The organism is Clostridium beijerinckii (assembly GCA_003129525.1).
Lineage (GTDB): Bacteria > Bacillota > Clostridia > Clostridiales > Clostridiaceae > Clostridium > Clostridium beijerinckii_D.
On the sequence record CP029329.1, the window covers coordinates 1,294,626 to 1,307,506 of the forward strand.

A 12,881-nucleotide genomic window follows, 5' to 3' on the forward strand; every position below is an offset into this window, starting at 1 on the left:
ATTCATTTTATTTACAGAGAGATGTGAGTATTCTATAATAATTTTATTTATTATTTTTGCTAAAGGTGGTTTTACTATGGAATTAACGAATGAACAAAGAATGATTTTAAATGAAGTTTGGTTTGAATTAAAAGATAAAATAATAAATTTTGCTATCGCAACCAGAAGCAAAGATGTTACTGTTATAAGTTCGCTAAATAATATTAAAAATGATACTTTAAAATTGTATTCAAATTATAAAGGACAAGAATTTAATATTATTTTAGAATTTGTAACATTTGTTATAGATACTATAATTACTACAAAATCGATAGCCAAAACAAAAGAAAAAGTAGATGCAGTATATAATTTTTCTAGTCTTTAATAATTGTATTGTTATATAATGGTATATTAATTCAGTAACTCAATTAAGTGTAAATTAAAAAACAAACTTTTAATCCTGAAAGATTGAAAAGCAAGTAGATATTCATGGAAAGACAGAAAAAAATCTAAAAGAAAAGTGGTCAGCTATGAAACTACGACTATCCTTTAAATCACAATTAGTATAAGACATAATAAAAAAATTATAGCTATATTAAATAAGTTCTAATTCTACTCAAAATTATTTTTAGATTAAACATTATTTAAAACATAGCTTGAAATTAAAAATGAGAATATAAGCAGATTATCGCTTATTACAAAGTAAATATATGCTCTGAATCATTTGTTTTTTGAACTAGAGAAAAGAATATTTATCTTAATTTAAGAGCTTTGAAAAGAGTTTAAATGAATTAAAATCTAAATATGTTTTTTATGTAACCCTCCAAATTTTTATTGCTGCATATTTCCTTTTAGAATCTCTATAAGCATTTCTTTTGTTAAACAGGGATATGTTCTGTGTATCATTCTATGGCAATTAGAGCAAACCATTAATATGTCTGTGGATTTAATTTTAGTTTCTAATTTTAATTCTGATATAGGATATATATGATGACCTTCTATAAAATTTATTCCAATATCACCGTACTTTTCATAAAAGCTAAAATTGCAAATTTGACAATGTAAGTATTTATCATTCAATGCAAATAATTGCTTGCATTTCTTCATAAATCTTGTATTTCTCTCTCTTTTTAGATGAAGTATTAACTGCTCTTGACCTTCTAATCCTTCTATTATATCTAGGTCTTGTATTTCTTCATCAGGTCCGTCAACATTAATATAATCATCCAATTCTTCATCTTCAATAAGGTTGTTTATTAATTCATTAGAATTTTCCAAACTATTAAGGTTAATTTCACTGATAGAATTAATTTTATCAATCATTGTATCTTTTAAAATTGAATTGCTATTATTTACTTCATATAAAGATAAAACAGATTCAATATTGCTAATAGTTTCAATCTTTAATATACTCATTAAATGGTTCCCCCTTACACTGTGAACAAACTAAATAATAATTATCACTAAAATCAACTTTTGCTAAAGCCCAATTACTGGATATATTTTCATATTCCATTCCACAGTTTGGACATTTAATAAAATAAGTTTCATGTGTCTTAGCAATATCAAGATAACTTAATTTTTTATTTCCAGCATAAACACCTTTAATTCTAAGATACTGTTCGATTTTATCTAAATGGTCAGTAATCATTGCATACGTAGCTTTAAAATTAGCAACTGTCTCTATCTTGGCTAAAAGCTCTTGTATTTTATAATTATATTTTATAACTTTATCTTTTTTTTTGAATACCATATTTTCTTTATCAGCATATTGAGGTAAGCACATTTTAATATCTTGTTTCTGAATATTTAATTGATATAAAATTTCAAAAATATATTCTGTACGAATATTATATTTTATAAATTCCTTTGTATAGTTAAGCTGTACTAAATTTAATGCTTGTGTATCAATATATTTTTTTTCGGGTTTACCCATCTTTAATTCTAATAAATCTTTAAGAAGATTTTCACTAAATATATCTGGATGTTTTTCTATTAAAAATCTTTTGAAGCTATTTATATCAGAAATTATAAAATCAATTCTATTTGTACCAAACTTACTTTCAATCATAGTTTCTATATATTCACTTACATCAGATATATTAAATAAGTTAAAAGGTTTTTTTGCGTATTTATTGAATTTAAAAAAATTTTCTAATGCTTGGTAGTAACCTTCATCATAATCTGTATTTTTCCGGTATTCATTTATCCAATTTTTATTATTTTCTTCAATAAAGTTGTTTAATAACTCCTTTGGGAAGACTGCTTTTTCTCTTTTCTCTGACACTTTTTTGTCCCCCTTTTTTTACCTTTATTTTATAATAACACCTTTTAATATATAATGGTACATATAAAGATTTATTTAACATATAAGCCAAAGTAAATAGTAGCTTTTCAAAGTAGGTGTTTTAGGTGTTCTGCATTTACCAAGTATATCCTCGTAAATATTAATGAAAATTTTTTAGTAAATACTTTAGTAAATATTGAATAAAAATAGAAAAAATTGTATCATTGAGATGAGATAAAAATATTTAGTCTGTAGGTGAATGAATGGAATTAAGAGAATCATTGGTGATGAACAAACCAAGGGAAAACAGTGGAAGTAGTAGTTCAAATAGATTTCAATATCAAAAGGATTGGGCTTTATGTAAATTATTAGAACTGCAATTAAGTGGAAAAGAATATGTATTAATATTAGATTTTCATGATGATATATTAATAATTGATTCTGATAAAGAACCTAATAAAGCAATATTTTATCAAATAAAGACAAAAAAAGATTCAAGTTGGAGCTTAAATGCTTTGATAAAAAGAGGGACAAATGAAATACAATCAATAATTGGGAATTTTGTTTATAATAGAATACTATTTTTAAATCAAAAAATAGAAATTAACTTTATTACTAATGCAAAATATAATTTTAAATTGGCAGAAGTATATGGGGATAGTAAAAATTATAATAATATATGTCTAAGTATAGTAACAGATGCTGAAAAAGATAAGTTGAGAAGAAAATTAACTGAAGAATTTTCGCAAGAAAAAGTTCCGCAAAAGATACGTGAAGAATTTAATGAAGAAATAACAAGCGAAATTTTAGACATAACTAATTTTCAAGTATCTGATTTGGGTATAAATGGACATGATACATATACAATTGGTAAACTTTCAGAAACCTTTAATGATATAAAAGTAGACAATAAAGTTAATGCAACAGTAGCATATAGAATGCTTGCTGGTGAGTTAGAAAAAAGAAATGACTACGAATGGAATTTACAATCATTTGAAGAAATTATAAAGATTAAAGGAATATCGAAAAAGTATTTTACCCAATTAATTGAAAAGTTGATTAATCAAAGTAAGAATTACGAACTTTGGCAAAATATAGAAAATAACTTATTACAGAATGGAATAGGAATACGAAAAGTTAAAAAGTTAAAAGAAAATTGGACTAGCTATGAAATTGAAAGAATGGATGCTAATAATATATATTTGCAAGATGTAAAAAGAGATATATGTAAAATTATTTCTAATATGGATGACTGTAATAGCTATATGAAATTTTGTAATGAAGCATATAGAGTTTTTTTAGATAAATATGGTAAAGATGAAATCTATGATGAAGATTATATAAAATCAATAATATTAATGGAGTTTGCATATGAATAATATAGATATAAAGGAAATAGATAATTTTAAAAAATTGATTAGAAATATGAGGTTAAAAAAAGATGAAAAAATTAAGATTCAAGGAGCTAATAATTCTATCATTAATAGAGAAAAGTGCGAGAAGGATAAACCTTGATGCAGATACAACCGTAATTACAAGTAAAGATAATGATACAGGGAAATCATGTTTAATAAAAAGTATTTACCATGCACTTGGGTGTGACATAGTTCAATTTCATCCAACCTGGAGAAATATAAATCCTATTACATTACTTAAATTTATAAAAGATGGAGCAGAGTATAGCATATTTAGATATGAAAAATTGGTCATATTATTTAATCAAAATTTAGAGATAATAGAAAAATTCACAAGTATAGGAAATGAATTATCAGCTTTTTATGAAGATTTCTTTTCATTTAATATTAAACTTATTCATTCATCATCAAAAGAAATGAAGGTACCATTTCCTTCGCATTATTTTTTACCATTTTATATAGACCAAGATTCATCATGGAAAAAAAGTTGGAATTCATTCGATAAGCTTAATGCGTTTACAAAATGGAAATTAGATTTAATAGAATATCATACAGGGATAAAACCAAACGAATATTATAATCTGAAATCTAAAAAAGCACAAAAAATACAAGAGAGAAAAGAACAGATTGATGAATATAATACAATTAATAGAGTATATTTAAAAAAATTGAACAAAGAAAATGGAATTGCTAAATTAAACATAAATATTAGAGAGTTTAAAGAGCAGATAGATGAATTGATAGAAAATCTAAATAGAATAAAGAATAAAGAAAATTCATATAAAGAAAAGATATTAGAATTAAAATCACAAATACGACTTATTGATAAACAAATATTATTAGCAGAGAAAACTGGTAATAACTTAAATAAAGATTTAGAATATGCAGAGAAATTGGATGAAGAAATAGAGTGTCCGTTATGCGGAACAATACATAAGAACAATTTCTCACAGAGATATGCGATTGCTCAAGACGAAAATAGATGTTATGAATTAATACTTTCATTGAAACAAGATAAAGGTAGAATTGAAAGTAAAATTCAGAAGTTACGGGAAACAATTGAGGATACATCCGAAGATAAATATGTAATAGAAGATATATTAACATATAAGAAAGGCGAAGTTAAATTTAGAGATTATATAGACAATATAGGTGAAAAAAAATTAATACAAAATATTAAATTAGAATTAAATGATATAAACAAAGTAATTGAAAAGTACAATGAACAAGTTAAAAATATAGAAAAAGATATGAGGAAATATACTGATAAGGAAAGAAAAGAGGAAATAGAGAAATATTACATAGAATTAATGACAGATTATTTATATAAATTAAATGTAAATATGTTAGAACAAGAAGATTATAAATCAATAAGTTGTACGATTAAAGAAAATGGAAGTGATTTACCAAGAGCATTATTGGCATATTATTATTCAATACTTCATGTTATGAAAAAGTATTCATCAACATATGATTGTCCTATAGTTATAGATTCACCATTACAAGATGAGCAAAGTGAGGAAAATACTAAAAGGATATTAGAATTTATTAGAGATAATAGACCAGAAAATACGCAATTAATTTTAAGTTGCATGCAAATAGACAGCATGAAATATAATGATAAAATAAAAGAATTAAATTTAAATGGCGTGAAATATGATAAAGTAAACTTGATAGAATTAAAAAATAAATATCAGTTATTAGATAAAGAAAAATATCAATCAATATTTGAAGAGTTTAAAGAGACGATAGAAAAAGGACTTGAATTTAGAGAGTAAATAGTATATTAGGTTGCTAAAAAGACAAGAATAAGTGGAATTATAACTACACTGAGATTCAATTGTAATAAAAATTATTATTTTAAATGATTACTATTTTGCAAACTGTCAATAATTAAGATATAATCATATAGAACTAAATATTGAGATTTTTCAAAACAGTTAAAAAAAAATTTGTGACGTTGACAATAAGCAACGTGAAAATTATTTTTTAACTGTTTTTTTTGTTTTTAGAGAGGAATCGGCATGTCAAAAAATAGAAAGACTGATAAGTATAGACTTATAGAAAAAAGAGGTTTGGGAAAATTTGAAGAGTACAAACCGTGGTTGAAGGTTCATGAATTTGGTTCTTGTGGTAGAGTTCATAGAATTGTTGGTTGGAAGAATAGAAGGATATATCAACTGATGTCTGATTTAGAGCTATATTATTTTGTTCTAGCACAATGGGATGACAATGTGATTGATATTAGAGAGCAATATCCATTATTACCTTTAGAGGAAACCATATTAAGAGCTAATGAGATTGGAGTAAACCATCCTCCAATGAATAGTAAGAAAAAAACTGTAATGACAACAGACTTTTGTAAGCGTAAAAAAATTAACGGATAGATAAATATAAACCTTCATTGTTAAAATTAACATAGATTTTAACAATGGAGGTTTATTTACATGAATAATAATGAAAAGATAAATTGGAGAGAAATTGTTGCTACCTTTTCTTCTTACGAAGGAACGTTAGGAACTTTCTGCAATGCAAATCACATTACTAAAAGTCAATTTCATTACTATAAAAAGAAATTTAAGAATGAAGATAATAATTTACAGTTTCATGCAATTTCAATGAGAGAAGAAAAAGTAACAACTGAAATCACCGTAGTTCCAGCTGATAGACCTAATATAATAATAGAAATAGGAGCCACTAAAATATACGTACCGGCTAATGAAATAGCTGTTTTGAGCACTTTACTTAAGGATTTGATTACAAATGTTTAATCTTAATAAAGTTAATACAGTTTATCTTGCGTGTGGAATAACTGATTTGAGAAAAAGTATTGATGGACTAATCGTGATTGTGCAAACGCAGCTAAAACTGGATCCGTTTGAAAAATCCTTGTTTGTTTTTTGCAATAGGCAAATGAATAGAATTAAGATACTTCACTTTGATGAAGGATTCTGGCTGTACTATTTTCGACTTGAAAATAATAAATTGAAATGGCCGATGACTCCAGACGAAGCTCTTAAAATTAACAAAGAAGAATTGAAATGGCTGCTTATGGGATATGAAGTTAGAACTAAGTCTAAATTTAAGCCAATTGAAGTAAGAAATAGCTTTTAAAACAAATATCGCTGTAAACCCTTAATTTTGAACTTTTACAAGTTTCGGAATTGAGGGTTTTGTGGTAATATATGCCTATATTTGTTGTGAGGTATAGGGATGGATATTTTAGATTTAGAAAATCAACTTGATGAAAAAACAAAATTATTGATTTCTAAAATGGAAAAAGACATTGAATCAAAAGATAAAGAAATTGATGATTTAAAAAAGGAATTGGCTTTTCTTAAAGGACAGATCCTTAATAAAAACAGAAAAATTTTTGGACAATCTAGTGAACAAGTTGATTCGAGACAGCTCTCACTTTTTAATGATGCTGAAAAAAACAGTGATATTAAAATAGATGAGCCTTCCGTTGAAGAAATTACATATACAAGAAAAAAATCATCTTCTCATTTAGGAAAGAAAGATAATTTATCCGGCCTAGATAGAGTTACAATTGAGCATAAACTTACTGACTCTGAAACATTTTGCGATAAATGCGGGAATGTTCTAGTTATAATAGGTAAAAAATCAAAAGAAATTTTAAAATATAAGCCAGCAGAACTTTACATAGAAGAACATGTTTCATATACATATGCTTGCAAAAATTGCGAAGCGGATGCTGATAAAGCCAATATAATTTCTGCAAAAATGCCAAATACTTTCTTATATAAAAGTATGGCTTCAAATGAATTATTAGCTCATGTTGTTAGCATGAAATATCAATATGCAATGCCATTATATAGAATGGAATCATATTTTAAGATGATGAATGTTAATCTTTCAAGACAGACATTATCCAACTGGATAATAAGTTGTGCAAATGAACTTCAGCCTGTTTTTGATTATATGAAAGTGGAACTCTTAAGAAGAAATTATATCCATGCCGATGAAACCTATGTGAAGGTTATTGAAGAAAACGGAAAAGACTCCAACTCAAAAAGGTTCATGTGGCTATATCGCTCCGGAGGCATAGAGAACCACATAATTTTATATGATTATCAGAAAACAAGATCTGGCTCTTGTGCTGAAGAATTTCTTGAAGGTTTTTCTGGATATCTTCAAACAGATGGATATGATGGCTATAATAAAGTTAAGAATATAAAAAGACTATATTGTATGGCCCATATTCGAAGAAAATTCTTTGATATAATATCAACCTTAAACCCTGAAGCTCTAAAGCAGTCTCACGCATTAGAAGGGTTTAATTATTGTGAGCAACTTTATGAAGTTGAAAAGGATCTAAGGGAACAATATATATGTAGTGATGATTATTATGGTGATCGACATGCAATAAGGCTCAAGAGATCTTCACCCATTCTTAGTAAATTTCAAGAATATGTAGATAATGAAATTGTTAATGCGCTTCCTAAAAGTCCTTTAGGTAAAGCTCTTGCATATGCTCAAAAGTTGTTGCCATATATGAGAACTTTCTTGACAAATGGATGTCTTGAAATTGATAATAATGCAGCTGAAAGAGCTATAAAACCATTTGTAATTGGCAGAAAAAACTGGATGTTTTCCAAGACAGTAAAAGGCGCAAAATCAAGTGCAGTACTTTATAGTATTACCGAAACGGCTAAAGCCAATGGCTTAGCAGTGGAAAAGTATTTAGTATATTTATTCGAAATGTTTGCAAATTCAGAAGTTAAGGAAAAGGACATACTAGAAAAATGTATGCCATGGTCTGAAAGCATTCCAGATGAACTGCGCGTTAAGACTACCAAATAATTATTTCTATATAAAATTGTACCCAACAGAGAATATAAGTTTTTCTGTTGGGTTTATTTTATCACTTAAATTATGCTACCGCTACGCGTCGATTCATTGACGCTTACAGACTTTTTAATAAATCGAAAGGTAGATAATAAATATATTGAAGTCGCAAGAGCTATAAAAACACAAACTGATATTGAAAATCCAAGAACGATTGAAAAATTATTGATAGAGAAAAAGTATTGGGAAATTATGGGGATTGATTGGGGTATAGTGACAGAAGATTATATACCTAAAATTAAAGCAATTAATATTTATAGTATATATAATGATTACTTTTGGAAAGAAGAAGGTAATTATAGCGACAAAAGAATTAATGAATTGATATATCAATTTAAGTATATTTTAACAGAAACTAATTATGATGTATTACTTTCGAGTGAAAAATTTCAATTAATAAATAATTTAAATAATGGTGAAGGTTTAAGATTTTTAAGATATTTATTAGCTATAAAAGAATTAAAAACTGATATGAATATAAAATTTAATTTTTCAAAGATGAAAGTATGGTTTTAAAGGAGTGACAATATTGAATAATTACTTAAGAGTTAATGATGTAATAAAATATAATGATAATGATACATTTATACGAATTGTATGGATTGAAAGCGATAATACATATTGTTATACAATAAATTTATTTGTAGAAAAATTAGAAATTAATTATATGAAAATAAGTGAACTATTAGAAGAATTAAAAAATAAAAATGCTGAACTAATAGAATATATTGGATTAAAAATACAACAAGAAGAATCACTTGGAATTAGACAAAGAGAATTGTTAAAGTTAGCAATTAATGTAGTAGAAGATATATTTACGGATGAACCAAATTGTTATAACTCAAATGGAAGAAAAAAAAGATTAACAGAAGTGTCTGAAAAGCATGGAATTGCTGTAAAAACTACTTATAAATATATGAGAAGATACTTACAAGGTGGAAAAATAAAATATGCATTAATAAATGATTTAAATAAATGTGGAGGTAAGGAAAAAGAAAGAAAACCTCAAGAAGAAAAAAGAGGTAGGCCTAGTTATATAAGCGTAATATCCGGAAAGACAATAGGGATAAATGTTGATAGTGATATAGAAAAGAAATTTAAAAAAGCAATTGATAGGTATTACATGAATACGAAAGAACGAAGTCTTCCTAAAGTATATGGGCTTATGCTAAAAGATTACTTTTTTTATGAAGTTAAAGAGAAAGATAAGTTATTAAAAAAAATAAGAGATAGCAATGAAATACCTTCTTTTGGACAATTCAAATATTGGTTCTATAAAAATAAAAAATTAGATGAATTTATTAGTAAAAGAATAGGTCAAAAGAAGTTTGATTTAAATTATAGAAGACTGAAATCAGATTCTATATATGAAACGATGGGTGCAGGAGCCAGATACCAAATAGATGCTACAGTTGCTGATGTTTATTTGATAAATAGTATAGATAGGGGGTCTGTAATTGGTAGACCAATTGTTTATCTAATAATCGATGTATATAGCAGAATGATAACAGGAGTAGCGGTAACGCTTGAAGGGCCATCATGGAATGGAGCATCTTTAGCTTTGTATAATTGTATGGAAGATAAAGTTGAGTTTTGCAAAAAGTATGACATTTTAATAAAAGAAGAAGATTGGGATGTAAGAGGTATTCCACAAGTTCTTATAGCTGATAGAGGCGAAATGGTAGGTCCTATAGCCGAAAAAGTAGTTGAAAATTTAAAAATTTCAATAGAGAATACACCAAGTTACATGGGATGTGCAAAGGGAATCGTTGAACAATATTTTCATGTTATAAATACAGAAATTAAACATTGGCTACCTGGAGAAGTGAAAAAAGAATTTAGGGAACGTGGAGAAAAGGATTATAGATTAGAAGCCACTTTAGATATACAACAATTTACTAAAATTATTATTTTAGCAATATTAAAAAGAAATAGTACATGGGATAAAAACTATCCTTTAACACAAGAAATGATAGATGATAATGTAAAGTCTATACCAAGAGAAATATGGAATTGGGGAATGAAAAATAAAACAGGTAATTTAAGAAAATTGCCTAAAGAAATACTAGCACTAAATCTTTTGAAATCAGGAAAAGCAGCTATTAGAAGGAATGGTATTAATTTTAATGGTGCATTATATACCTGCCCGATAGCAGAAGAAGAAAAGTGGTTTTTAAATGTGCAAGTAAATGGGGTTAGATATGTAGACATAAGGTATGACGATAGAGATATGTCTTATATCTATATAATATTAGATAATAATGAATTTATTACAGCTCATATGATTGAAGAAAAATCATCTAATGAAATTTTTAAATTTAAAACATTACAAGAAATACAGGATTATCAATATAGTAAAACAATAAATGAGTCCAATTATGCAGATACCACAAATGATTTGAATTTAAAGATGAATACAGAAATAGAAAAAATTATAAAACAAGCTAAGATAATTAAAAAAGATAGTAAAAACAATATAGAAGGAATAAAAAACAACAGACGATTAGAAAATGAAAATTATAGAAAAGAACAAACGTTGATGTCTCAAAATGCAGAAGAATCATTTAGATTGCAAGAAGTTAGTAAACATGAAGAGAATGCAGATTATGAAGATGATAACCATAAAAGTGATTTATTAAAGAAAATGAAAATACTAAAAGAGAGGAAAGATAATGAGAAATCCTAAATACTTTAAAAACTATATTAATAACCAATATGAAGAATATTGTGATGGTATATTTAGACATGGTGAACAGGTAAATGCAAGATATATTGAGCAAACAGAGCCGACATTTCAAGGAAATGAATTAATAGAGGCATTACCTCCCGAAAGAGATGTAGAAAAATGTTTTGAAGGATTATATAGACCACCTGTATTTTCAACTATAGAAAGAGGAGAAAGTAAGACGTATAGAATTAATGCAATTTTTAGATTAATGAATTATATTACACCAGTATTAAAAAATTTCGAGATAGATAAACTCTTATCTATAGTTATAAGGCATGGGTATGTGTCAAAAAGAATAAAGTCACCTGAATATATAAAGGAACTAAAAAAACATTCAGATTTATTAAATTCTGAATATATGAAAATGAAAAATAGTTTAAACTGTATATGCGATTCAAGCTTAAGTTCATCAAGTGGATTTTCGCTATTTGGTATTAGTGGAGCTGGAAAAACAACTGCTATAAATAATAGTTTAAACTATTATCCGCAAGTAATAAAACATACTGGGAATGAAGAAGATAGATTTTTGTTTACACAAGTAACATGGATAAAAATAGATTGTAGTTATAATGGTGGATTAAAAGGAGTATGTCAAAAGTTTTTTGAGGAATTAGATAAACTATTGGATACAGATTATTTAAGAAAGCATGGAAATACAAGAAATGGTGTAGAAAGAATGATTATAGCAATGGCTCATTTATCATTACAACATGGATTAGGTATATTTGTAATAGATGAAATCCAACATTTATGTGGGAATATAAATGGGGAGCATCTGTTAAATTATTTTGTTACTATGATGAACGAAATTAAGTTGCCAGTAGTATATATAGGAACATATAAAGCTTATAAAACAATCTTAGCAAAGGATTTTAGACATGCAAGAAGAGCTACTGGAATTAGCAATATTAGATGGGATAGATTAGTAAATAATGAAGAGTGGGATATGTTTATTACTGATTTATGGAAGTATCAATGGACTAGCAAAGAATCGATATTAACACAGGAGATTAAAAATATAATGTATGAAAAAACGGGTGGAATTACGGATAGAATAATAAAATTATTTATGGCTGTTCAAGTTAATGCTATAGAAACTGGAAAAGAAATAATTACTCCCAATATTATAAAAAAAGTTGCTAAGGAGAATTTCGCTTTAACTGTTGATATGATAGAAGCTTTAGAAAATGGAAATTTAAAAAAATTAGCAATGTATGACGATTTATACAGTCCTGATATAAGTAAAATGATAGAAACAGCAAAACAAACGAAACTTCAAGAAGAGGTAAAAGCAATTTATGATAATAATATAAAAAGTAAAAAAGATACAGAATTGCAAATACGAAATAATATAGAAATAGCTCTATGCAAATTTGGATATGATTCGAAGGAAATAAGAAAATCATTAGATGTAGTTATAAAAGCTTATGGAATAAAGAAAGATGAATCTTTCTTGCTAAAACAAACATGTAAAATTTTAATAACAGATGAAGATATGTCAATAAAAAATAAACCAACAGTAAAATCAAAAACAAAAGAAATAACAAAGGAAGAACATGATAACTTTTTAGAAGAAAACATAAAAAAAGATTTTTTAATATAA

At 26.3% G+C, this 12,881-nt stretch carries 12 protein-coding genes; 10 read left to right on the forward strand and 2 right to left on the reverse strand.

Annotated elements, in window-relative coordinates:
• The first annotated feature begins 76 nt into the window (after positions 1-76).
• On the forward strand, positions 77-364 hold the full coding sequence (locus tag DIC82_05610; GenBank protein ID AWK50543.1) for a hypothetical protein: 288 nt from the start codon (positions 77-79) through the stop codon (positions 362-364).
• Between the two features lie 446 nt (positions 365-810).
• Here the strand turns inward: DIC82_05610 and DIC82_05615 are convergent, their stop codons facing one another.
• Together DIC82_05615 and DIC82_05620 are read right to left on the reverse strand one after the other, a co-directional pair.
• Entirely contained in the window at positions 811-1,395 is a 585-nt protein-coding gene (locus tag DIC82_05615) for a hypothetical protein (GenBank protein ID AWK50544.1), read from the reverse strand.
• Complete coding sequence (locus tag DIC82_05620; GenBank protein AWK50545.1) at positions 1,376-2,266, reverse strand: hypothetical protein; 891 nt, start codon at positions 2,264-2,266, stop codon at positions 1,376-1,378. The genes DIC82_05615 and DIC82_05620 overlap by 20 nt, the downstream gene beginning before the upstream one ends.
• Positions 2,267-2,529: 263 nt before the next feature.
• Here DIC82_05620 and DIC82_05625 point away from each other — a divergent pair, with 263 nt between their 5' ends.
• The 9 genes from DIC82_05625 (at position 2,530) to DIC82_05665 (ending at position 12,881) form a co-directional block, all read left to right on the forward strand.
• Positions 2,530-3,645: a hypothetical protein gene (locus DIC82_05625; protein ID AWK50546.1), complete on the forward strand. Its 1,116-nt coding sequence runs from the start codon at positions 2,530-2,532 to the stop codon at positions 3,643-3,645.
• A 62-nt stretch (positions 3,646-3,707) separates the two neighbouring features.
• Positions 3,708-5,459: a hypothetical protein gene (locus DIC82_05630; protein ID AWK50547.1), complete on the forward strand. Its 1,752-nt coding sequence runs from the start codon at positions 3,708-3,710 to the stop codon at positions 5,457-5,459.
• Between the two features lie 246 nt (positions 5,460-5,705).
• Positions 5,706-6,068, forward strand: a complete 363-nt coding sequence (locus DIC82_05635) for a transposase (GenBank protein AWK50548.1) — start codon at positions 5,706-5,708, stop codon at positions 6,066-6,068.
• Between the two features lie 60 nt (positions 6,069-6,128).
• Positions 6,129-6,452, forward strand: coding sequence for a hypothetical protein (locus DIC82_05640; GenBank protein ID AWK50549.1), 324 nt, complete (start codon positions 6,129-6,131; stop codon positions 6,450-6,452).
• The gene (locus DIC82_05645) at positions 6,445-6,795 is read left to right on the forward strand and encodes an IS66 family insertion sequence hypothetical protein (GenBank protein ID AWK50550.1); all 351 of its coding nucleotides are present in this window, start codon (positions 6,445-6,447) and stop codon (positions 6,793-6,795) included. The genes DIC82_05640 and DIC82_05645 overlap by 8 nt, the downstream gene beginning before the upstream one ends.
• A gap of 99 nt (positions 6,796-6,894) precedes the next feature.
• Positions 6,895-8,505 (forward strand): IS66 family transposase, encoded by a 1,611-nt coding sequence (locus DIC82_05650; GenBank protein AWK50551.1) that lies wholly within the window; start codon positions 6,895-6,897, stop codon positions 8,503-8,505.
• Between the two features lie 72 nt (positions 8,506-8,577).
• On the forward strand, positions 8,578-9,066 hold the full coding sequence (locus DIC82_05655; protein ID AWK50552.1) for a hypothetical protein: 489 nt from the start codon (positions 8,578-8,580) through the stop codon (positions 9,064-9,066).
• A gap of 13 nt (positions 9,067-9,079) precedes the next feature.
• Positions 9,080-11,236, forward strand: coding sequence for a hypothetical protein (locus tag DIC82_05660; GenBank protein AWK50553.1), 2,157 nt, complete (start codon positions 9,080-9,082; stop codon positions 11,234-11,236).
• A complete protein-coding gene (locus tag DIC82_05665; protein AWK50554.1) occupies positions 11,223-12,881 on the forward strand; it encodes a hypothetical protein in 1,659 nt (552 codons plus the stop codon). The genes DIC82_05660 and DIC82_05665 overlap by 14 nt, the downstream gene beginning before the upstream one ends.